Origin of the sequence: Pseudomonas vancouverensis (genome assembly GCF_004348895.1) — a bacterium.
Lineage (GTDB): Bacteria > Pseudomonadota > Gammaproteobacteria > Pseudomonadales > Pseudomonadaceae > Aquipseudomonas > Aquipseudomonas vancouverensis.
The window spans coordinates 127,296-147,899 of record NZ_RRZK01000035.1 but is presented as its reverse complement, the minus strand read 5'-3'; the positions used below and the strand labels follow the sequence as shown (position 1 = coordinate 147,899).

Annotated in this window: 21 protein-coding genes; 11 read left to right on the top strand and 10 right to left on the bottom strand. The window is 61.4% G+C overall.

The window, feature by feature from the left end:
• Genes EIY72_RS27385 through fabI form a run of 4 tightly spaced genes read left to right on the top strand, consistent with a single transcriptional unit; the run spans nucleotide 1 to nucleotide 4,521 of the window.
• Nucleotides 1-1,074 carry a microcin C ABC transporter permease YejB gene (locus tag EIY72_RS27385; protein ID WP_093222031.1) on the top strand — a complete coding sequence of 358 codons (1,074 nt, stop codon included), beginning with the start codon at nucleotides 1-3 and terminating at the stop codon, nucleotides 1,072-1,074.
• Between the two features lies 1 nt (nucleotide 1,075).
• Nucleotides 1,076-2,095: an ABC transporter permease gene (locus EIY72_RS27380; RefSeq protein WP_093222035.1), complete on the top strand. Its 1,020-nt coding sequence runs from the start codon at nucleotides 1,076-1,078 to the stop codon at nucleotides 2,093-2,095.
• A gap of 1 nt (nucleotide 2,096) precedes the next feature.
• Nucleotides 2,097-3,707, top strand: coding sequence for an ABC transporter ATP-binding protein (locus EIY72_RS27375; protein ID WP_093222038.1), 1,611 nt, complete (start codon nucleotides 2,097-2,099; stop codon nucleotides 3,705-3,707).
• A gap of 19 nt (nucleotides 3,708-3,726) precedes the next feature.
• Nucleotides 3,727-4,521 carry an enoyl-ACP reductase FabI gene (fabI, locus tag EIY72_RS27370; RefSeq protein ID WP_093222042.1) on the top strand — a complete coding sequence of 265 codons (795 nt, stop codon included), beginning with the start codon at nucleotides 3,727-3,729 and terminating at the stop codon, nucleotides 4,519-4,521.
• Between the two features lie 136 nt (nucleotides 4,522-4,657).
• Here fabI and EIY72_RS27365 read toward each other — a convergent pair whose 3' ends face one another.
• The 5 genes from EIY72_RS27365 to EIY72_RS27345 form a co-directional block, all read right to left on the bottom strand.
• The gene (locus EIY72_RS27365; protein ID WP_093222045.1) at nucleotides 4,658-5,239 is read right to left on the bottom strand and encodes a GGDEF domain-containing protein; all 582 of its coding nucleotides are present in this window, start codon (nucleotides 5,237-5,239) and stop codon (nucleotides 4,658-4,660) included.
• Between the two features lie 74 nt (nucleotides 5,240-5,313).
• Entirely contained in the window at nucleotides 5,314-5,892 is a 579-nt protein-coding gene (locus EIY72_RS27360) for a hypothetical protein (RefSeq protein WP_093222049.1), read from the bottom strand.
• Between the two features lies 1 nt (nucleotide 5,893).
• Complete coding sequence (locus EIY72_RS27355) at nucleotides 5,894-8,062, bottom strand: xanthine dehydrogenase family protein molybdopterin-binding subunit (protein ID WP_093222053.1); 2,169 nt, start codon at nucleotides 8,060-8,062, stop codon at nucleotides 5,894-5,896.
• Nucleotides 8,063-8,069: 7 nt separating this feature from the next.
• A complete protein-coding gene (locus tag EIY72_RS27350; RefSeq protein ID WP_093222057.1) occupies nucleotides 8,070-8,525 on the bottom strand; it encodes a (2Fe-2S)-binding protein in 456 nt (151 codons plus the stop codon).
• 168 nt (nucleotides 8,526-8,693) lie between these two features.
• Nucleotides 8,694-8,942, bottom strand: a complete 249-nt coding sequence (locus tag EIY72_RS27345) for a transmembrane sensor/regulator PpyR (RefSeq protein WP_093222062.1) — start codon at nucleotides 8,940-8,942, stop codon at nucleotides 8,694-8,696.
• A gap of 280 nt (nucleotides 8,943-9,222) precedes the next feature.
• Between EIY72_RS27345 and EIY72_RS27340 the strand changes: the two genes are divergently transcribed.
• Entirely contained in the window at nucleotides 9,223-9,726 is a 504-nt protein-coding gene (locus tag EIY72_RS27340; RefSeq protein ID WP_093222067.1) for a VOC family protein, read from the top strand.
• 33 nt (nucleotides 9,727-9,759) lie between these two features.
• Nucleotides 9,760-10,593 carry a helix-turn-helix transcriptional regulator gene (locus EIY72_RS27335; RefSeq protein ID WP_093222070.1) on the top strand — a complete coding sequence of 278 codons (834 nt, stop codon included), beginning with the start codon at nucleotides 9,760-9,762 and terminating at the stop codon, nucleotides 10,591-10,593.
• A gap of 8 nt (nucleotides 10,594-10,601) precedes the next feature.
• Here the strand turns inward: EIY72_RS27335 and EIY72_RS27330 are convergent, their stop codons facing one another.
• Together EIY72_RS27330 and EIY72_RS27325 are read right to left on the bottom strand one after the other, a co-directional pair.
• Entirely contained in the window at nucleotides 10,602-11,189 is a 588-nt protein-coding gene (locus EIY72_RS27330) for a LysE family translocator (protein ID WP_093222075.1), read from the bottom strand.
• 90 nt (nucleotides 11,190-11,279) lie between these two features.
• On the bottom strand, nucleotides 11,280-12,611 hold the full coding sequence (locus EIY72_RS27325) for an aminotransferase-like domain-containing protein (RefSeq protein WP_093222080.1): 1,332 nt from the start codon (nucleotides 12,609-12,611) through the stop codon (nucleotides 11,280-11,282).
• An 87-nt stretch (nucleotides 12,612-12,698) separates the two neighbouring features.
• On the opposite strand from EIY72_RS27325, the gene EIY72_RS27320 reads away from it, so the two are divergent.
• From EIY72_RS27320 to EIY72_RS27300, 5 genes are all read left to right on the top strand, one after another.
• Nucleotides 12,699-13,595 carry a DMT family transporter gene (locus tag EIY72_RS27320; protein ID WP_093222096.1) on the top strand — a complete coding sequence of 299 codons (897 nt, stop codon included), beginning with the start codon at nucleotides 12,699-12,701 and terminating at the stop codon, nucleotides 13,593-13,595.
• Nucleotides 13,596-13,686: 91 nt separating this feature from the next.
• On the top strand, nucleotides 13,687-14,307 hold the full coding sequence (locus EIY72_RS27315) for a LysE family translocator (RefSeq protein WP_093222103.1): 621 nt from the start codon (nucleotides 13,687-13,689) through the stop codon (nucleotides 14,305-14,307).
• 30 nt (nucleotides 14,308-14,337) lie between these two features.
• Nucleotides 14,338-15,294 (top strand): Dyp-type peroxidase, encoded by a 957-nt coding sequence (locus EIY72_RS27310; RefSeq protein ID WP_093222107.1) that lies wholly within the window; start codon nucleotides 14,338-14,340, stop codon nucleotides 15,292-15,294.
• A 70-nt stretch (nucleotides 15,295-15,364) separates the two neighbouring features.
• Nucleotides 15,365-16,447 (top strand): bifunctional transcriptional activator/DNA repair enzyme AdaA, encoded by a 1,083-nt coding sequence (locus EIY72_RS27305; protein ID WP_093222110.1) that lies wholly within the window; start codon nucleotides 15,365-15,367, stop codon nucleotides 16,445-16,447.
• Nucleotides 16,448-16,469: 22 nt separating this feature from the next.
• Complete coding sequence (locus EIY72_RS27300; protein ID WP_093222113.1) at nucleotides 16,470-17,087, top strand: DNA-3-methyladenine glycosylase family protein; 618 nt, start codon at nucleotides 16,470-16,472, stop codon at nucleotides 17,085-17,087.
• Nucleotides 17,088-17,226: 139 nt separating this feature from the next.
• Here EIY72_RS27300 and EIY72_RS27295 read toward each other — a convergent pair whose 3' ends face one another.
• From EIY72_RS27295 to EIY72_RS27285, 3 genes are all read right to left on the bottom strand, one after another.
• Nucleotides 17,227-18,324, bottom strand: coding sequence for an extracellular solute-binding protein (locus tag EIY72_RS27295; protein ID WP_093222117.1), 1,098 nt, complete (start codon nucleotides 18,322-18,324; stop codon nucleotides 17,227-17,229).
• A 2-nt stretch (nucleotides 18,325-18,326) separates the two neighbouring features.
• Nucleotides 18,327-19,451, bottom strand: coding sequence for an agmatine deiminase (gene aguA / locus EIY72_RS27290; RefSeq protein WP_093222122.1), 1,125 nt, complete (start codon nucleotides 19,449-19,451; stop codon nucleotides 18,327-18,329).
• Nucleotides 19,452-19,551: 100 nt separating this feature from the next.
• Entirely contained in the window at nucleotides 19,552-20,436 is an 885-nt protein-coding gene (locus EIY72_RS27285) for a LysR substrate-binding domain-containing protein (protein ID WP_093230567.1), read from the bottom strand.
• Nucleotides 20,437-20,604: the final 168 nt, after the last annotated feature.

The window sequence follows — 20,604 nt, the reverse complement described above, 5'->3', positions numbered from 1 at the left end:
ATGCTGGCGTACATTTTTCGGCGACTGCTGCTGATCATTCCAACCCTGTTCGGCATCCTGCTGATCAACTTCGTGATCATCCAGGCCGCACCCGGCGGGCCTGTGGAACAGATGATCGCCAAGCTCGAAGGCTTCGAAGGCGCCACCAGCCGCATCGCCGGTGGCGGCGCGGAAGTCTCGGTCGCCGGCTCTGCCTATCGTGGCGCCCAGGGCCTGGACCCTGCACTGATCAAGGAAATCGAGCACATGTACGGTTTCGACAAGTCGGCGCCGGAACGCTTGTGGATCATGGTCAAGAACTACGCTTCCCTGGATTTCGGCGACAGCTTCTTCCGCGACGCCAAGGTCATCGACCTGATCAAGGAAAAGATGCCGGTGTCGATTTCCCTCGGGCTGTGGAGCACCCTGATCATGTACCTGGTGTCGATCCCGCTGGGGATCGCCAAGGCGACGCGGCACGGCAGCCATTTCGACGTCTGGACCAGCTCGGCGATCATCGTCGGCTACGCGATCCCGGCCTTCCTGTTTGCCATTCTGTTGATCGTGGTGTTCGCCGGCGGCAGTTACCTGGACTGGTTCCCGCTGCGCGGGCTGACCTCGAACAACTTCGACGAGTTGAGCCTGGGCGGCAAGATACTCGACTACTTCTGGCACCTCGCGCTGCCGGTGACCGCCCTGGTGATCGGCAACTTCGCGACCATGACCCTGCTGACCAAGAACAGCTTTCTCGACGAGATCAACAAACAGTATGTGATCACCGCAAAAGCCAAGGGCCTGACCAACCACCGCGTGCTCTATGGCCATGTGTTTCGCAACGCGATGCTGCTTGTGATCGCCGGTTTTCCCTCGGCCTTCATCGGCATCTTTTTCACCGGCTCGTTGCTGGTGGAAGTCATCTTCTCCCTCGACGGCCTCGGCTTGATGAGTTTTGAAGCGGCGATCAACCGCGATTACCCGGTGGTGTTCGGCACCCTGTTCATCTTCACCCTGCTGGGGCTGGTGGTGAAACTGATCGGCGACCTGACCTACACCTTTGTCGATCCGCGCATCGACTTCGAAAGCCGGGAGCATTGAGATGAACCTGTCCCCGCTCAATCGCCGACGTTTCGAACTGTTCAAGGCCAACAAGCGTGGCTGGTGGTCGCTGTGGCTGTTCCTGGTGCTGTTCGGTGCCAGCCTGGGCGCCGAATTGATCGCCAACGACAAGCCGCTGGTGGTGCACTACGACAACAACTGGTACTTCCCGGCGCTCAAGCGCTACCCGGAAACCACCTTCGGCGGCGAGTTCCCGCTGGAAGCCAACTACAAAAGCCCCTACATCCGTGAACTGCTCAAGGCCAAGGACGCCTGGGTGTTGTGGGCGCCGATCCCCTACAGCTACCAGAGCATCAACTACGACCTGCGGGTCCCGGCCCCTGCCCCGCCTTCAACGGATAACCTGCTGGGCACCGACGACCAGGGACGCGATGTGCTGGCCCGGGTGATCTATGGTTTTCGCATCTCGGTGCTTTTTGCCCTGACCCTGACGGTGCTCAGCTCGATCATCGGTGTGATCGCCGGTGCCCTGCAGGGCTTCTATGGCGGCTGGGTCGACCTGGCCGGGCAGCGTTTTCTGGAGATCTGGTCCGGGCTGCCGGTGTTGTACCTGCTGATCATCCTCGCCAGCTTCGTCCAGCCGAACTTCTGGTGGCTGCTGGGGATCATGCTGCTGTTTTCGTGGATGAGCCTGGTGGACGTGGTGCGGGCCGAGTTCCTGCGCGGGCGCAACCTGGAATACGTGCGCGCCGCCCGCGCGCTGGGCATGCAGAATGGTGCGATCATGTTCCGCCACATCCTGCCCAACGCGATGGTCTCGACCATGACCTTCATGCCGTTCATCCTGACCGGCGCCATCGGCACCCTGACCGCCCTGGACTTCCTCGGCTTCGGTTTGCCAGCCGGCAGCCCGTCGCTGGGTGAGTTGGTGGCGCAAGGAAAATCCAACCTGCAGGCGCCGTGGCTGGGTATCAGCGCCTTTGCGGTGCTGGCGTTGATGTTGAGTTTGCTGGTGTTCATCGGTGAGTCCGCTCGCGATGCCTTCGACCCGAGGAAGTGAAATGAATCAGGACAATCTGATCGAAGTGCGCGACCTCGCCGTCGAATTCGTCGTCGGCAACCGTTGCCAGCGCGCCGTCGAAGGCATCAGTTTCGACATCAAGCGCGGCGAAACCCTGGCTCTGGTCGGCGAAAGCGGCTCAGGCAAATCGGTCACGGCGCATTCAATCCTGCGCTTGCTGCCCTACCCGCTCGCGCGGCACCCGTCCGGCACCATTGAGTACGCCGGGCAGAACCTGCTGGATCTGAAAGAAAAAACCATCCGCCACATTCGCGGCAACCGCATTGCGATGATCTTTCAGGAGCCGATGACCTCGCTCAATCCGTTGCATTCGATTGAGAAGCAGATCAACGAAGTGCTTGGCATCCACAAGGGCCTCACCGGCAAGGTCGCGACCCGGCGCACCCTCGAACTGCTGGAGATGGTCGGTATCCCCGAACCGCATAAACGCCTCAAGGCCCTGCCACATGAGCTGTCCGGTGGTCAGCGCCAGCGCGTGATGATCGCCATGGCCCTGGCCAACGAGCCTGAATTGCTGATTGCCGATGAACCGACCACAGCCCTGGACGTGACCGTTCAGCTGAAAATCCTCGAATTGCTCAAAGAACTGCAGGCGCGTCTGGGCATGGCTTTGCTGCTGATCAGCCACGATTTGAACCTTGTGCGAAGAATTGCGCATCGCGTATGTGTCATGCAGCGAGGTTGCATCGTCGAACAGGCATCGTGCGAAGAACTGTTCCGCGCGCCGCAGCATCCGTACACTCGGGAACTGTTGGCAGCGGAGCCTAGCGGCAAGCCTGCAAGCAACGTGATCGGCCCGCCTTTGCTGGCGGTCGAGGACCTCAAGGTGTGGTTTCCGATCAAGAAAGGTTTGCTCAAGCGCACGGTGGATTACGTCAAGGCGGTGGACGGCATCAATTTCAGCCTGCCCCAGGGTCAGACCCTCGGGATAGTGGGTGAAAGCGGTTCCGGCAAGTCGACCCTGGGCCTGGCCATCCTGCGGTTGATCGCCAGCAAAGGTTCGATCCGCTTCGAGGGCCAGGCGCTGGACAGCCTGACGCAGCAACAGGTCAGGCCGCTGCGGCGCGAGATGCAAGTGGTGTTTCAGGACCCGTTTGGCAGCCTGAGCCCACGGATGTGCGTGAGCCAGATCGTTGGCGAAGGCCTGCGGATCCATAAAATGGGCACCGAGGCGGAACAGGAACAAGCGATTATTGCAGCACTCAAGGAGGTAGGTCTGGACCCGGAAACCCGGCACCGCTACCCCCACGAATTTTCCGGCGGGCAGCGGCAGAGGATCGCCATTGCCCGGGCACTGGTGTTAAAACCGGCGTTGATCTTGCTGGACGAGCCGACTTCGGCCCTCGACCGCACGGTACAACGCCAGGTAGTGGAGCTTTTACGGTCACTGCAAACCAAGTACAACCTGACGTATCTGTTTATCAGCCATGACCTGGCTGTGGTGAAAGCGCTGAGCCACCAGTTGATGGTGGTCAAGCATGGCCAAGTGGTCGAACAGGGAGACGCGCAAAGCATTTTTGCCGCCCCCCAACATCCGTATACACAGCAGTTGCTGGAAGCCGCTTTTTTGGCACCAGCCACTGCGCAATAACCTGAAAGAGGAGCAACACATGGGTTTTCTCGCCGGTAAGCGCGTACTGATCGTCGGTGTCGCCAGCAAGCTGTCCATCGCATCCGGCATCGCTGCCGCCATGCATCGCGAGGGCGCTGAGCTTGCCTTCACTTATCAGAACGACAAACTGAAAGGTCGTGTTGAAGAATTCGCCCAAGGCTGGGGTTCGAGCCCTGAGCTGTGCTTCCCGTGTGACGTGGCCAGCGATGAAGAAATCGCCCAGGTCTTCGAAGCACTGAGCAAGAAGTGGGACGGCCTGGACTGCATCGTGCACTCCGTCGGCTTCGCCCCGGGCGACCAACTGGACGGCGACTTCACCGAAGCCACCACCCGTGAAGGTTTCCGCATCTCCCACGATATCAGCGCCTACAGCTTCGTAGCCCTGGCCAAGGCCGGTCGCGAAATGATGAAAGGCCGCAACGGCAGCCTGCTGACCCTGTCGTACCTGGGCGCCGAGCGCACCATGCCGAACTACAACGTCATGGGCATGGCCAAGGCTTCCCTGGAAGCTGGCGTACGTTACCTGGCCGGTTCCCTGGGCCCGGACGGTACCCGCGTCAACTGCGTATCGGCCGGCCCGATCCGCACCCTGGCGGCTTCCGGTATCAAGAACTTCCGCAAGATGCTGGCCGCCAACGAAGCGCAAACCCCGCTGCGTCGCAACGTCACCATCGAAGAAGTCGGCAACGCCGGCGCCTTCCTGTGCTCCGATCTGGCGTCGGGCATCAGCGGTGAAATCATGTACGTGGACGGTGGCTTCAACACCACGGCCATGGGCAGCATCGAAGAGTAATTTTCGATACGCCAATAAAAACCCGCCTGTGTTGGCGGGTTTTTTTGTGCCTGGGATTACCGCAGACAGAGCACGCCAAGGCATAAACCTGTGGGAGCGAGCTTGCTCGCGATGAGGCCCGTCGAAACACATTGCACTATTGCCCGGGCACCCGCTCCACCTCGGCGAGCAAATCTTCCACCGACTGATTCTCCTGCGGGTCGATCTCAACCTGCCCTGCACTGAAGCGAATCCCATAACGGCGGTGAGCCATTGCATTGCGCTCTTCGAGCATTTCCTTGAGCCGCGCCTGGATCGCAACAATCTCCACGGCACTGGAGCCGGTCAGCAGCACCGCAAAGCAATCCCGCTTCAACCGCCCCACCACATCATTTTCGCGAAAGGCGATGCGCAGCACATCGGCAAAGGTCTTCAGCGCCTCATCACCCTCGGCATGACCGTACAGACCAGTGATGCGCTGATAATCATCGAGTTTGAAATACAGCAACGTGGCTGGAATTTCCAACTCCCGGCACGTTTGTAGCCCAAGCTGAGCCAGTGCCGTGAAGCCGTGACGATTGGACAGTAGCGTCAACTCATCCATGCTCGCCATCTGCACACCCACCAGCTCCTGCTCGGCCTGACGTAGCTGATCACGCAACCGTTCCCTTGCCTGCTGAGGCGTGAGCAACGGGTCTGCATGAAGACCCGTCCTGCACGATTTACCTGGCATCAACATCATTCACTCCCTTGGCAGCCATGAACGTTAGAGTCGCTCAGCGCCGCATTGACTCCCTATGGATCCGCCACTGGTCAGATACCCGCCACCGGGCAAGGCCCGCCTGCATCGGCCCAGAGCTTGAACTGGGCGACGAAGATATCGTGGGGGACCGGCACCGGTGCCCGATCACCCCCGGGATTCCAGCCCCATAGCACCAGTTTGTCGTCGCTGACGTGCTTGATCAGTGCGGAAAAGTCGCGGTCGCCATTGCTCGAACGATCCTTGATCATCGCGCATAGCCTGTCAGCAGGCAGGCCGATCCAGGCCATGCGGTGTGCGGCAGATGGCAAGCTCCAGTGCGGCGCTCCGGGTGGCGCATGCGGACCGTAGCTGGCTGGCGGGTTGCTCTCGGCGTGACAGGTGGCACACGGCAAACCCGCCGAACCCTTGCCGTCCATACCGCGCACGACATTCATTGCATGGGGCACCCCGGCGTCGAATTGCAGTGGCGAATCACCCGGAATGTGGCAATTCTGGCAGCGCGGGCTCTGGAAGACTTTTTGTACGGTGCCGAAGGCTTTCAGGGCGTCCTGGTCGTCGGCGAACAAATGCGAAGCGTAGATGGCGAGCCCGACCAACAGCACGGCACCGAGGATCAGATGGCGTTTCATATCACACCCCCGACAACTGCAAGGGCAGTTCGCGCAGGCGCTGCCCGGTCAAGGCGAACACCGCATTGGCCACCGCCGGCGCCGTCGGTGGCACCCCTGCCTCACCGATGCCACCGGGTTTGTCGCTGCTGGGCATGATGTGTACTTCGACCACCGGCATTTCGTTCAGCCGCAGCACCTGATAGTCGTGATAGTTGGACTGCACCGTTTGCCCGTCCTTGATCGTCAACTTGCTGTGCAAGGCAAAACTCAGGCCGAAGGTGATGCACGATTCCATCTGCGCGGCGATGCTCTGGGGATTGACCGCGATGCCGCAATCCACCGCACAGACCACTCGATGCACCCGAATCGCCAGGTTGTCCTGGGACACTTCGGCCACCTGGGCGACAAAACTGCCGAACGACTCATGCACCGCCACGCCCAGCGCGTGGCCGTCGGGCAGCGGCGCCTTCCAGTTGGCCTTCTCCACCGCCAGGTTGAGCACCCCAAGGTGGCGCGGGTGCTCCTTGAGCAAGGTTCTGCGGTATTCGACCGGGTCCTTGCCGGCGGCCGTGGCCAGTTCATCGATCAACGACTCCATGACGAACGCCGTGTGGCTGTGCCCCACCGAGCGCAGCCACAGCACGTTGATCCCGGTCTTCGGTGAGTGCAGTTCGATCTGGTGATTGCCCAGACCTTCGAGATAGGGACTGTCAGCAACGCCCTCAACAGAGGTCTTGTCGATACCGTCCTTGACCATGGCCGCTTCGAGGGAGGTACCGGCCATGATCGACTGGCCGACCATCACATGTTTCCAGGCCAAGGGCATGCCCTCCGCGTCCAGGCCGATCCGCGCATGGTGCAGGAAGGCCGAACGGTAATAGCCACCACGGACATCATCCTCACGCGCCCACACCGTTTTCACCGGTCCGCCCGCCGCCTTGGCGACATAGACCGCCTCGCTGACGAAGTCCGAGGTGGGATTGGCCCGACGGCCGAAACCACCGCCGAGAAATTCGGTGTGAATGACCACCTGCTCGGGTTTGAGACCGGTGATTTTCCCGGCGATCATTTGATCGAGGGTCTGGAACTGAGTACCGGTCCAGATTTCGCACTTGTCCTTGCTGATGCTCACCGTGCAGTTGAGCGGCTCCATCGGCGCATGGGCCAGGTAAGGCACGCTGTATTCGACGTCGATGACTTTCGCTGCTTTGGCCAGCGCCGCCTGGGTATCCCCCGTCTGCCCGGCGTTCATCCCCGGCGTGGCTGCCAGTTTGCGGAAGGATTCCAGCAGGGTGTGACTGTCGAGTCCGGCATTGGGGCCTTTGTCCCAGTCGATTTTCAGCGCATCGCGGCCCAGCTTCGCCGCCCAGTAATGATCGGCGATCACCGCAATGCCGGTGGGCACCTGTACCACTTTGTGCACACCCGGTATCGCCAGGGCTTCGGCGCCCTCGAAGGATTTGACGCTGCCGCCAAAGGTCGGCGAGCGGGCAACCATGGCGGTCATCAGTCCGTCGAACTGCACATCCAAGCCGAACTTCGCCCGACCGGTGATTTTCTCCGGGGTGTCCAGACGCGGTGTGGGCTTGCCGATCAGCCGCCAGTCTTTCGGCGCCTTGAGCTGGATCGACGCCGGGTCCGGTGCAGGCAACTGCCCCGCCTCGTCGGCCAGCTCGCCATAAGTGGCGCGCTGGTCGCCGGCGATCACCACACCAGATTCCGTATGAATCGCTGAGGGCGCGACATTGAAACGCTTGGCCGCGGCTTCGATCAGCATCAGCCGAGCCATCGCGCCCGCCTGGCGATAACGGTCAAACTCCATCCAGGTCGAGGTCGAACCGCCGGTGATTTGCATGCCGCCGAACCCGGCCAGGCCGTAATCCTTGGCTGAGGCCGGCGAATGCTCGACGCGAATGTTCGTCCAGTCGGCATCCAGTTCTTCGGCGATCAGCATGGTCAGGCCCGTCCAGATGCCCTGGCCCATCTCCGAATGCCCGAGCAGCACGGTGACGTTGTTGTCATTGCCAATGCGCAGGAACGCATTCGGCGCGAACACATTGCCCTGGTCGTCCGCGCCCATGGCAAAGCGATGACCGCCCGGTATGACGAACGCCACCACCAGCCCGCCACCCAGCACGGCACTGCCCTTGAGAAAACCTCGACGCGAAAGCGGATTGAACGTGCTCATGCTCACCTCAGCCCAATTCAGCCGCGCGCTTGACCGCCGCGCGAATCCGCGGGTAGGTGCCGCAGCGGCAGATATTGCCGGACAGCGCCTGGTCAATGTCGCTGTCGGTCGGTTTGGGGATTTTCGCCAACAAGGCGGCGGCGGACATGATCTGCCCTGATTGGCAGTAGCCGCACTGGACCACGTCGATTTCCGCCCAGGCGCGTTGCACCGGGTGCGAACCGTCCGCGGAGAGGCCTTCGATGGTGAGGATTTTCTGCCCGTGGGCCACCGCTGTGGCGGGGGTGATACAGGAACGCAATGGCGCGCCGTCGACGTGCACGGTGCAGGCTCCGCACTGGGCCATGCCGCAGCCGAATTTGGTCCCGGTCAGGTGGGCGACATCGCGCAGGACCCAGAGCAACGGCATGTCGGCGGGGACATCCAGCTCCTGGTCCTGACCGTTGATGTTCAGGGTCAGCATTGCGCAGTTCCTCAGACTCACGGTGATCTGAAGGGGCGTCGCTGAGGTGGTGCAAGACCTGTGCGCGCCTCGGGTTATCCCTTCAGCTAAGCGCAGATTCCCGGGCTGGCGGGAATGCATCGACCACCGGTCATCGACCAGCCGTCTGAATCGCTGCCATTGTTGGCCTCAAGCCAGCGCGGCTGCCCGGCTCTGGCCCAGGCGATGCTGAGACACCAGGCGCATGACATAGCCGATTTTCAACAAGGTCGGGCCAAGGATGGTCAGGGCGTGCATCATTACCAGAACCAATATCGACAGATGCCCGCCATACAGATAAGCGCCGTAGATGCCCACCAGCAGCATGGCCAGGCCGGCACCCAGCACGCGGTTCGAAAGGTTGAACAGGTTTTGAGGGTTGCTGAAGAAATCGAACATGTTCCGTACTCCTGTACGTCGATCAGTTGTACGTAAGTGACTTCAGTTTTCGTGCCAGCTTATATGCAATTAAAAATCAATTAGTTGGACTCGAAGAGGTCAATATGACTCTGAACAAAACGAGTCATAAAGACACTTCAATCAGTCATTATGACTACATTTTTTGATCGCAATCTTTCAAGCCACCAAACCCCGCTGGTCGATCTACGGTACTGCCGACCCACGTCAGGCTGGCTACGCTTTAACTCCAGCATGCCTAACCTGCCGAGGAGTGCCTGCCATGCAACGTATCCAGAAACTCACCCCCTGCCTGTGGTTCGACAGTGAGGCCGAAGACGCCGCGAAGTACTACTGCTCGATCTTCGATCACTCGAAAATCACCGCCATCACCCACTACGGCCATGCCGGTTTCGAGTTCCACGGGCGACCTGAAGGCTCGGTGATGACCGTCAGCTTCGAACTCGACGGACAAAGCTTCACCGGCCTCAACGGCGGGCCGATGTTCAAGTTCAGTGAGGCCATCTCGTTCCAGGTCAATTGCGAATCCCAGGAAGAGGTCGACCACTTCTGGGGCAAGCTGTCCGCCGGTGGCGCGCCCGAAGCGCAGCAATGCGGCTGGCTGCGGGACAAGTTCGGCCTGGCCTGGCAGATCATCCCCGTGGCGATGATGAACATGTTCAAAGACCCCGATACGAAAAAATCGCAACGGGCCATGGAAGCCATGATGCAGATGAAAAAACTCGATATCGCCACCTTGCAACGAGCCTTTGATGGCGAGAGCTAATACACTCGATGGCTGACCTGCCGAGGATCGAGCATGAAGCACGCTGTTGCCAAAGACACCGACAAGGCCCCGCGCTTTTGGCGCGACGATGCCCTGCCCTTCATCGAGGCGCGCGCCATCGCCGACGGCCGCGAAGTCTGCTACAGCCGTCACGCCCATGCGCATTTTTCCATCGGGGCGATCACCCACGGACGCAGTACCTACCTGCACGAACGCTCGGCGTTTGAGGTTGGCGTCGGCACCGTGGTGCTGATGAACCCCGGCGACGTGCACGCCTGCAACCCGATCGATGACCAGCCGTGGTCGTATGTGATGCTGTATGTCGAAACCCCATGGCTGACGGATTTGCAGCATCAGCTCGGCTTCAGCGCAGACTCGGCGTTCCGCCGCTTTTCAGCCACCCATACGCAAGATGCCCGGCTGTTTACCGGGCTCACGCAACTGTATGAAGTGCTGGTCGACCCGCAGCAGGACGTGCTGCGCAAACACAGCGCAGCGGTGGAGTTTTTCACCGACGTGCAACAACGCCTCAACCCGGCGGATCAGCTGTTGCGCGAACCCAACTTCAAGCTGGAGCGTGCCGCCGACTACATCCGCGACAATTGCACGCAACTGCTCAAGCTCGAAGACATCTGCGAAGCCGCGCAGCTGTCGCCCTCCTACCTGATCCGTGCCTTCAAGCAGCACTTCGGCATGACACCCCACGCCTATCTGGTGAACCGGCGCATCCAGTTCGCCAGGGACCAACTGCGCAGCGGCAAACTGATCGCCGACGTGGCACTGGCAGCGGGGTTCGCCGATCAGGCGCATTTTCAACGGGCCTTCAAACAGCACCTAGCGGCGACGCCGGGGCAGTATCGGGATTGAACCTGCCCTCAGGGCAGCAGCAAATACCCGGCACTCAACGCCAACAGAAAGGCCATCGACCGGTTGAACAGACGCATACCCGCAGGATTATTCAGATAACCGCGCAGAAAGGTCCCGGCATAGGCCCAGCAACCCACCGACACGTAGCAGATCACCAGATACACCGCCGCAAACTGCCACACCAACCTTGCTTCACCATCCGCGACAAACGCACCCATGCCCGCGACACAGGCCAGCCAGGCCTTGGGGTTGAGCCATTGCATGATGGCGCCATACAGCATCGACGGCGCCCGCGCCGACTCGCTGGCCTTCACCTGGCCGTTGTCGGCCGCCAGTTTGAAGGCCATGTACAACAGAAACGCCACGCCCGCCCATTGCACCCATTGCGTCAGCGCCGGCCAGCGCTGCAGCAGTTCATGCAGGCCCAGCCCCATCAGCACCAGCAACAGGACAAAACCCAGGGTAGCGCCGGCGACATGACGCTGACTGGCCTTGAAACCAAAGCGTGCCCCGGCGCTCAGGGCGACGATGTTCACCGGCCCTGGCGTAATTGAAGCGACCAACGCGAACGCCGCCATGGACATGATCAGACTCATTGCACACCTTCTTCCATTCAGTTGAACCAGGCCTTCACGCTAAAGCGCCGGCCGTCATCCGTATTGAAGAAAACTGCCCTGGCCAATCCGCTATGAATAAAAGCTCACCACCCTTTTCACTGTCACCAGGGCCTGACGCAGCGCAGCCATGTCCACCGAACCCAGCGCCAGGCGAATCGCATGGGGCACGTGGGTCGAGACCGAGAAAGGTTCGGCGACCGACACCGACACCTGATCACGCATCAGGGCCATGGCCACCTGATCGGCCCGCGCGTCTTCCGCCAGGGGCAACCAGATGAAATACGAATTTGGATGGCTGATGTAATCCAGCCCCGCCAACACCTGAAGTGCAATGGCCTGCCGGGCCTGGGCGTCCACCCGTTTCTGCCCTTCCAGCTCAATGACCGTGCCGTCGTCGAGCCAGGTCGTGGCAAGGGCCGTCATCACCCCCGGTGTGTTCCAGGTGGTGGCCATGACCGTGCGCTCAAATGCCGCCATCCAGCGGGCAGGCGCGGCCATGAAGCCGACACGCAACCCGGTGGCGACACTCTTCGAAAGACCGGACACGTAGACCGTTCTTTCCGGCGCCAGCTCGGCCAGCGGCGGCGGGACGTTTTCAGCGAGAAACGCGTAGGCGGCGTCTTCGATGATGATCAACTCATGCCGCCGCGCGATCGCCACCAGCAGCTCGCGCTGTTCAGCGCCCATCACCCACCCCAGCGGGTTGTGCAAGGTCGGCATCGAGTAGACCGCGCGTACCGGACGGGTTCGGCACATCCGCTCGAAAGCCGCCAGATCCGGTCCCGAATCGGTCACCGGAATGGCCAGGACTTCGAGGTGCAACGTCTCGGCGAGGGTCTTGAAACCGGGGTAAGTCAGCGCGTCAGCGGCGATCACATCACCGGGCTTGAGCAGCGTCATCATCGCCACCGCCAGGCCATGCTGGGCGCCGCTGACGATCAGCACCTGTTCGGCCGGCACGTTCAGGCCGCGCGCCTCAAGGTGGCGCGCCACCGCAGCCCGTTCATGCAAGCGTCCGGCGTGAGGCTGATAGCGCAGGTGCGCCTCCAGGTCGCCAGACAAGGCCAACTGGCGCAGGGCATTGCGCAACAGGTCGGCCTGACCGGGCAATGAGGGGTAATTGAAGTTCAGGTCCAGCATGCCCGCAGCCACCACGTGCTGGGAAATGCCCTGCCCCGGCGGCAAGGACGTCTCGCGCACGAAAGTCCCGCGCCCGGTTTCGCCGCTGACCAGGCCCATACCCTCGAGTTCGGCATACACCCGACTGGCAGTCACCAGCGCCAGGCCATGCTCGGCCGCCAGTTTGCGGTGCGTCGGCAGACGTGTACCCGGCGGCAATGTGCCCGAACGAATGTCGGCGGCAAAGGCGTCCACCAGGGACTTGTAGCGTGAAGTCGGCATCTCGAGATGTATCCATGACAATTTTTTGATTGTATCGATAATCAACCCCAGGATGGCGTTCATGCAACCAACAATGAGCTCGAAGCAATGGAACGGACTTCAAACCTGCAACACTCGCCCCTGCAAACCTCGGCCAGCGGCTGGATCAATGGCCTGATCGGTGTAGTGATCTTCAGTGGCTCGCTGCCAGCGACACGCGTGGCGGTGCTGGAATTCGATCCGGTGTTCCTCACGGTTGCCCGCGCCACTATCGCCGCGCTGCTGGCGCTGGGTTTGCTGTGGCTGTTCAAGGAAAAGCGCCCGGCGCGCCATCAACTTATGTCGCTGACGATCGTTGCCCTGGGCGTGGTGATCGGCTTTCCTTTGCTGACCGCACTGGCGCTGCAGTACGTCACTTCCGCCCACTCCATCGTCTTCGTCGGTTTGTTGCCATTGGCGACGGCGGCGTTCGGTGTGCTGCGCGGCGGTGAGCGGCCACGGGCGGCGTTCTGGATTTTCTCGGTGCTGGGCAGCCTGCTGGTGGTCGGCTACGCGCTGTCCCAAGGGCTGACGGCCTCCCCTCAGGGGGACATCCTGATGCTGCTGGCGATCCTCGCCTGTGGCCTGGGCTATGCCGAAGGCGCAACACTGTCACGTACCCTCGGCGGCTGGCAGGTGATTTGCTGGGCGCTGGTGCTGTCGTTGCCGGTAGTGGCAGCGCTGACCTGGCTGCGCATGCCTTCTTCGCTGAGCGGCATCAGCACGCCGGCCTGGTTCAGCCTCGGCTACGTCTCGCTGTTCAGCATGTTGATCGGCTTCGTGTTCTGGTATCGCGGGTTGGCACAGGGCGGGATCGCCGCCGTCGGCCAGTTGCAACTACTGCAGCCGTTCTTCGGCCTGACCCTGGCCGCCACCTTGCTGCACGAACAGGTGAGCGCCGGCATGCTCGGTGTCACTGTCGCTGTGATTCTCTGTGTAGCAGGGGCGAAAAAGTTCGCCAAATAGAGGCTGGTACGGCGTTTTACGCTCGTCACTGTATGGGTCTGGCGCAGGTTCTGCTGTGGTAAAAATACCGTTCTTGCACCAGGAGCCCACCATGGACATCGCCACCCTCACCCTGTTTCTGCCGGCCTGCTTCGCCCTCAACATGGCACCCGGCCCGAACAACCTGCTGTCGGTCAGCAATGCCACCCGCTATGGCTATCGAACCGCCTGCGTGGCCGGCGCGGGTCGGCTGCTGGCGTTTGCCGGGATGATCGCCCTCGCCTCGGCGGGGCTGGCCGTGGTGCTGCAAACCTCCGAGCTGCTGTTCTATGGGATCAAGATTCTCGGTGCGGCCTATCTGTTCTACCTCGCCTGGCAGTTGTGGCGCGCCGATCCGGGCGTTGAAAATCAGCTGAGCACCGCCCCCGTGGGCACGCTGGCACTGGCTCGGCAGGAATTCCTGGTGGCGGCCGGCAACCCCAAGGCCATCCTGATTTTCACTGCGTTCCTGCCGCAATTCGTCAACCCGGGCCAGGCCATCACGCCACAATTCGTGGTGCTGGGCGCCTTGTTCCTGGGGCTGGAGTGGATCGCCATCGGCGCCTACGCTTACATGGGCCTGCACATGCGGCGCTGGTTCGCCAAGCCGTCCGGCAAGCGCCTGTTCAATCGCTGTTGCGCCGGGCTGCTGTCGGCGGCGGCTTCGGTGTTGTTGATGGCACGCCGCGCCTGATCAATCCCTCGCTCATGGAACCAAACGCCCATGGACAACCCAACACCTGAACCGCAAGCCGTTTGCAGCCCCATCACCGGCAGCGCGATCTTCATCGTCGCGACATTGGTTCCTGACCCCGATTCGATTGCCAAAGTCCGCGCCTGGTGCGGCGACATCGCTGCCCTGACCCGCTCGGTCGGCAAGCGCGTGCCCTCCGGCAACCTGTCGTGCATCTGCGCGTTTGGCTCCAGCGCCTGGGACAACTTGTTCGGGCATCCACGCCCGGCGTCGTTGCATGCCTTTCGCGAATTCGGTGAGGAGGGTCGTCGAGCCGTCGCCACGCCCGGCGATATTCTTCTGCACATTCGCGCCGAGCAAATGGACCTGTGCTTCGAACTGGCGACGCAGTTGCTGAACCCGCTCAGAGGCGCGCTGTCGGTCGTCGATGAAGTGCAAGGATTTCGCTATTTCGACATGCGCAGCATCATCGGCTTTGTCGACGGCACGGAAAACCCAACGGGGCGCAAGATCGCCGAGTTCACCCTGGTCGGCGCTGAAGATCCGACATTCGCCGGCGGCAGCTATGTGCTGGTGCAGAAATACCTGCACAACATGGATGCCTGGAATGAGCTGCCGGTCGAGACCCAGGAAAAGGTCATCGGCCGCACCAAGCTGTCCGATATCGAACTCGACGATTCAATTAAACCAAGCTGTTCCCACAGCAGCCTGACGACCATCACCGAGAACGGGCAGGAAGTGAAAATCCTGCGCGACAACATGCCGTTCGGCCGCCCCGGTGCCGGTGAATTCGGCACCTATTTTATCGGGTATGCACGCTCGCCCGCCCCTATCGAACTGATGCTGGAGAACATGTTTGTCGGCAAGCCACCGGGCAATTACGACCGGTTGCTGGATTTCAGTACGGCGGTCACGGGCGGCCTGTTCTTTGTCCCCTCTGCCGATTTGCTGGAAGAACTGGCCGACCGTGAACCCTCGGAAAACTGATGGCAAACCGGGGAAATTCACTGTCGATTTTCCGGTGGAGGTTGCCCCTCCTGCGATCTATGCTGCGCCCATGAACCTACAAAACTCGCTGCTTCCGCCCCATGCCGAGATGGTCCGCGCCATGCTCGAACGAGACACCTCCTACGAGGGGGTGTTCTTCACTGCGGTCAAGACCACTGGCATTTTCTGCCGCCCCAGTTGCACGGCGCGCAAACCCAAACCGGAAAACATGGAGTTTTTCGCCGGCGTCAACGAATGCCTGGCAGCGGGTTATCGCGCCTGCCTGCGCTGCAAGCCACTGGACGCCGCCGACAGCGCCCCGGACTGGGTGCAGGGGCTGCTCAAATCGGTAGACGCGCAGCCGGACACTCGCTGGAGCGACGCCCAACTGCTGGCCCAAGGCATAGAGCCGCTGAAACTGCGGCGCTGGTTCAAGCAGCACATGGGCATGACCTTTCATGCCTGGTTGCGGGCCCGGCGACTGGGCCAGGCGCTGGACGGCATCAAGCAAGGTGAAACCATCGACGGCGTTGCCTTCGATTCAGGTTATGAATCCCTCAGCGGTTTTCGCGACGCCTTTCAGAAGTCCTTTCACATCACTCCGGGCCGGGCAGCCAACAGCGAGCCGTTGCTGTTTACCCGCCTGACCACGCCGCTGGGGCCGATGATCGCCATGGCCGAACGTCGTGGGCTGGTGCTGTTGGAGTTCCTCGACCAGTCTTCGCTGCGTCCGGAAGTCGAAGCCCTGCAAAGCCGTTTCGGCTACGCGGTGGCGCCGGGACACAATGTGCATTTGCAGCAGATCGGGCAACAACTGGCGGAGTATTTTGCCGGTGAGCGCAAGGTATTCAGCGTCGCGCTGCACATGCCGGGCAGCGAATTCTCTCGTCAGGTCTGGGCTGAACTGGCAACCATCCCCTACGGCCAGACCACCACCTACGGCGCGATCGCCCAACGGCTCGGCAAACCCGGTGCCAGTCGTGCCGTGGGCCTGGCTAATGGGCACAACCGAATTTCGATTGTGGTGCCCTGCCACCGCGTGATCGGTGCCGACGGTTCGCTGACAGGCTACGCCGGCGGCGAACCGCGCAAGGCTTTTCTGCTGCGACTGGAAAACGCCCCCGTGCAACTCACCGGTCAACTGGCCTTTTGACTTAAGTCGACAAGGATGCTGCATGCCTGATCCGTACCAAGCCGCCACACAATGGCTGGCCTCGCTGGATGACGACTGGCGCCGACACATCGACGCCGTCGGCCCGTGCCTGCACCAACCCCACGCCGCCCGTGATCCCTATGAGTCGCTGGTGCGGGCGATTGCCTACCAACAACTGCATGCCCGGGCCGGTGATGCGATCCTCGGGCGATTACTGGCTTTGTTCCCCTCGGTGTCATTTCCAAGGCCGGAACAGATCGTTGCGACCCATTTCGATCAACTGCGCAACTGCGGTTTTTCCGCCAGCAAGATCGCGACCATTCAAGGCATTGCCCAAGCGGCACTGGACGGCGTGGTGCCGGATTACGCCACGGCGCTGGCCATGGACGACGAGGCGCTGATCGAGCGCCTGATCACCCTGCGCGGCGTCGGCCGCTGGACGGTGGAGATGCTGCTGATCTACAGCCTGGAGCGGATGGATATTCTGCCGGCGGATGATTTTGGCGTGCGCGAGGGCTACCGGCGCCTGAAGAGGCTGGAGGCGCAACCGACACGCCGGCAGATGATCGACATCGGACAGGCGTGGAGCCCGCACCGGACGGTGGCATCCTGGTATTTGTGGCGGGTGCCCAGCCGTTAGACCGCGTTATCTTTCTTCGCGAGCAAGCTCGCTCCCACAGGTTCAGCGGCATACAGAAATTTCATGTACAACGCGAGCACTGTGGGAACGAGCTTGCTCGCGAAGGCGTCGGTTCAGTCAACCCGACATCAAAGGCATATCACAACCCCGACTTCAACCGACTGAACGCCCGAATCAGCGCGCGGTTGAACGCCTTGCCATTGTCATTCTTGCTGTACAGCGAAGCCCGCACTGCCTGAGCCGGATAGGTCCCGGGGTCGTTGCGTATCGCCGGATCAATCAGGTCATCCGCAGCGGTGATCGCATTGGCGTAGTGGATGGTGTCGGTAATCGGCGCAATCACCTCCGGCGTCATCAGGTAATCCATCAGCGCCAGCCCCGCCTGCGGGTGCGGTGCGTCCTTGGGAATGACCATGGCGTCGAACCAGATCAAGGTGCCCTCCTTCGGAATCCGGTAGGTCAGCGTGTACGGCTTTTTCGCCGCCTCCGCCTGGCCTGCCGCAATCGCCACGTTGCCGTTCCACGACATCGCCACGCAGGTATTGCCGTTGGCCAGGTCGCTGATGTTCAGGTCATTGTCGAAGTAGCGAATGTACGGGCGAATCTTCGCCAGTTGCTGCTCGGCCAGTTTCAGGTCATCAAGGCTCTGGCGGTTGATGTCCAGGCCCATGTACTTCATGACCGCGGCAAACACTTCGTTGGGGTCATTCAACAGGCTGACGCCGCAGTCGGCAAACTTCGACACCACCGCCGGATCGAACAACATGGCCCAACTGTCGGTGGGCGCATCCGCCAGGCGCTGATTCACCGCTTCCTGCTGAAAGCCCACACCCGTGGTGCCCCAGGCGTAGATCCCGGCATAGCGGTTGCCCGGATCGAACACCGCCATGTGCTGGCGGAACTCCTCACCAACCCCGGCGAAGTGCGGCAACTGCTGCTTGTCGATGGTCTGCACCGCCCCACTCTCGATGGCCCGGGACAGATGCTGTCCGGCCGTCAGCACCAGGTCATAACCACTGCGCCCGGTGAGCAGTTTGGTTTCGACGGTTTCCAGTGAATCGAAGTGATCGGCCACCACATGGATACCGGTCTTGGCTTCAAAATTCTTCAGGGTGTCCGGGGCCAGGTACTCGCCCCAGATGTACAGGTTCACCACCGGTTTGGCGGTATCGGCGGCCTGCACGCACAGGGGTGCAAGCACCAACAGTATTGCTTGAGTCAGTTTGTGCAGGCCCATGGTCACGCTCCTTTTGTCTGAGGGGCAAAGCCTGCGTATTGAGGCATGGTGATGCACGCAACGTTGCCGCCGCCGAGGAGGATTTCCCGGGAGTTTTCGATGCCGACAATCTTGTGCTGCGGGAACAGCTCGGCCAGGGTCGCCAGTGCCACCTGATCGTTACGGTCGCCGAACAGCGGCACCACGATCGAGCTGTTGCCCGCGTAGTAGTTGATGTACGACGCGCAAATCTTTGTCCCGGCTTGACGGGTGTGGGTACTGTCCTGCTGGTCGAGGCCTTCGGCTTCTTCAGCGGTCCATTCGAGTACGTCCGGTTGCGGCAGTTTGTGCACGATCAACTCGCGACCACGGCTGTCGCGGGTGCTGCGCAGGATGTCATAGGCTTCCTGGTAGATTTCCCATTGCGGGTCGTCGCGATTGTCGGTCCATTGCAGCACCACTTCGCCCGGGCGCACGAAGCACGCCAGGTCGTCGACATGGCCATCGGTTTCGTCGAACTTGCAGCCCCGGGGCAACCAGATGACCTGCTCGGCACCGAGGTAATCGGTCAGGCGTCGGGTCACTTCGTCCCTGCCCAGGTGCTGGTTGCGGTTGCGATTGAGCAGGCACTGTTCGGTGGTGAGGATGCTGCCCTGACCATCACTCTGGATGCCGCCCAGTTCAGCAATCAAGGGGGCACGGTAGCGGTCGAAACGCTCGATTTCGAGGATCTTGCTGGCGATCTGGTCGTCCTTGTCCCATGGATAATACAAACCGCCATCGAGGCCACCGTAGGCGTTGAACTCAAAGTCGACGCCGCGCACTTCACCGCTGGCATCGTTGACCACAAAGCACGGACCGCTGTCGCGGAACCAGGTGTCGTTGCAGGTCATTTCCACCACCCGCACTTGCGGCGGCAACTGACGGCGCGCGGTGGCGAACTGGCTGGCCGAGGCGCAGACCGTGACCGGTTCGCTCATTGAGATGGCGGTGACGATCTGCACCCAGACTTTTTGCGCTGGCTTGGCGCCGTTGCGCCACACGTCGGTGCGCTCCGGCCAGCCGAGCCAGCAACCGGACTTGTTTTCGAATTCGCCGGGCAGACGGAAACCGTCCTGTTTCGGGGTGGTGTCGAGTAAACGCGCCATGGTCAAACCTCATTATCGGGGATGGGAATGACCACAGGCTAAGGGCGTTGGCGACCGGCTCGCCAACGATGATTATTTCGGAATAGTTGAATTCAACTCATCAATCGATCAGCTGATCGTTGAACCACTCGAGCATTTGCGCCACCGCCGGACGCTCCAGCCGCACCCGCTCACACACCAGCGCGTATTGGCCAAGCGCGGTCATGCTGGAGGTGAACGGCCGCACCAGACGCCCGTTGAGCAAGTCTTCCTGGGCAGTGAGATTGTCACCCATGGCCACGCCCTGCCCTTGCGCGGCGGCTTCCAGTGCCAACCCGGCGTGGGCGAAGTACAACTGGCGGTCCGGGCGCAGGTCGCCGGCGTGGCTGGTGAGCCATGCGGTCCAGGTCTTGCCGTCCTGATCGTCGTGCAGCAGGCAATGCCGCGCCAGATCCCGTGGCGTTTTCAGCGTGCCCAGGTTGAACAGGCCGGGACTGCACACCGGGAAAAACTGCAACGCCGGCAATGGCCGCACGAAATACGCCGTGCTGTCCACGGGGCCGGTGCCATAGGTGATCGCCAGGTCGATGTCTTCCCCCGGCGCCGTGGCGTCGATGGGTTGCTCGTACAGGTGCAAGGTGATGTGCGGATAACGCGCATAGAAATCGGTGAGGCGGCTCATCAACCACTTCTGCGCCAGCTCCGCAGTGACCGCCAGGCGCAACACCGCCAGCGAAGACGGATCGCGCAATTCATCGCAGGCATCGCCAATCAGTTCGAAGGCCTGTTGCAGGCTTTGCATCAGGCGCCCAGCGGCGAGGGTCGGACGTATCTGCCGACCTTCGCGGACGAACAGCGACACACCGAGCTGCTCTTCAAGCTGACGGATCTGGTGGCTGACGGCGCTGTCGGTCACGCACAACTCGGCGGCCGCCCGGCCAAAATGGGCATGGCGGGCGGCACATTCGAAAGTTCTGAGGGCTGCCAGGGAAGGTAGTCGTCGCATCAGGTCATGTCCCGGTTTCAAGGCTGCCATGCTGACGCGACGGGCGGCAGACGTCCAGTTGGCTGAACTCAGGCCAAAAGGCACTTGTTCATTCACCGCTCCTGCTGTTGCACATCAGGGAATTGAATGAATGATGACGGCCAACGCAGCCGGGCGCATGTTGGTCTC

Excerpts from the sequence above, each read along its gene's own strand:
- EIY72_RS27385 (WP_093222031.1), top strand. The coding sequence starts at position 1 with ATGCTGGCGTACATTTTTCGGCGACTGCTGCTGATCATTCCAACCCTG.
- EIY72_RS27380 (WP_093222035.1), top strand. The coding sequence starts at position 1,076 with ATGAACCTGTCCCCGCTCAATCGCCGACGTTTCGAACTGTTCAAGGCC.
- EIY72_RS27375 (WP_093222038.1), top strand. The coding sequence starts at position 2,097 with ATGAATCAGGACAATCTGATCGAAGTGCGCGACCTCGCCGTCGAATTC.
- fabI (WP_093222042.1), top strand. The coding sequence starts at position 3,727 with ATGGGTTTTCTCGCCGGTAAGCGCGTACTGATCGTCGGTGTCGCCAGC.
- EIY72_RS27365 (WP_093222045.1), bottom strand. The coding sequence starts at position 5,239 with ATGTTGATGCCAGGTAAATCGTGCAGGACGGGTCTTCATGCAGACCCG.
- EIY72_RS27360 (WP_093222049.1), bottom strand. The coding sequence starts at position 5,892 with ATGAAACGCCATCTGATCCTCGGTGCCGTGCTGTTGGTCGGGCTCGCC.
- EIY72_RS27355 (WP_093222053.1), bottom strand. The coding sequence starts at position 8,062 with ATGAGCACGTTCAATCCGCTTTCGCGTCGAGGTTTTCTCAAGGGCAGT.
- EIY72_RS27350 (WP_093222057.1), bottom strand. The coding sequence starts at position 8,525 with ATGCTGACCCTGAACATCAACGGTCAGGACCAGGAGCTGGATGTCCCC.
- EIY72_RS27345 (WP_093222062.1), bottom strand. The coding sequence starts at position 8,942 with ATGTTCGATTTCTTCAGCAACCCTCAAAACCTGTTCAACCTTTCGAAC.
- EIY72_RS27340 (WP_093222067.1), top strand. The coding sequence starts at position 9,223 with ATGCAACGTATCCAGAAACTCACCCCCTGCCTGTGGTTCGACAGTGAG.
- EIY72_RS27335 (WP_093222070.1), top strand. The coding sequence starts at position 9,760 with ATGAAGCACGCTGTTGCCAAAGACACCGACAAGGCCCCGCGCTTTTGG.
- EIY72_RS27330 (WP_093222075.1), bottom strand. The coding sequence starts at position 11,189 with ATGAGTCTGATCATGTCCATGGCGGCGTTCGCGTTGGTCGCTTCAATT.
- EIY72_RS27325 (WP_093222080.1), bottom strand. The coding sequence starts at position 12,611 with ATGCCGACTTCACGCTACAAGTCCCTGGTGGACGCCTTTGCCGCCGAC.
- EIY72_RS27320 (WP_093222096.1), top strand. The coding sequence starts at position 12,699 with ATGGAACGGACTTCAAACCTGCAACACTCGCCCCTGCAAACCTCGGCC.
- EIY72_RS27315 (WP_093222103.1), top strand. The coding sequence starts at position 13,687 with ATGGACATCGCCACCCTCACCCTGTTTCTGCCGGCCTGCTTCGCCCTC.
- EIY72_RS27310 (WP_093222107.1), top strand. The coding sequence starts at position 14,338 with ATGGACAACCCAACACCTGAACCGCAAGCCGTTTGCAGCCCCATCACC.
- EIY72_RS27305 (WP_093222110.1), top strand. The coding sequence starts at position 15,365 with ATGAACCTACAAAACTCGCTGCTTCCGCCCCATGCCGAGATGGTCCGC.
- EIY72_RS27300 (WP_093222113.1), top strand. The coding sequence starts at position 16,470 with ATGCCTGATCCGTACCAAGCCGCCACACAATGGCTGGCCTCGCTGGAT.
- EIY72_RS27295 (WP_093222117.1), bottom strand. The coding sequence starts at position 18,324 with ATGGGCCTGCACAAACTGACTCAAGCAATACTGTTGGTGCTTGCACCC.
- aguA (WP_093222122.1), bottom strand. The coding sequence starts at position 19,451 with ATGGCGCGTTTACTCGACACCACCCCGAAACAGGACGGTTTCCGTCTG.
- EIY72_RS27285 (WP_093230567.1), bottom strand. The coding sequence starts at position 20,436 with ATGCGACGACTACCTTCCCTGGCAGCCCTCAGAACTTTCGAATGTGCC.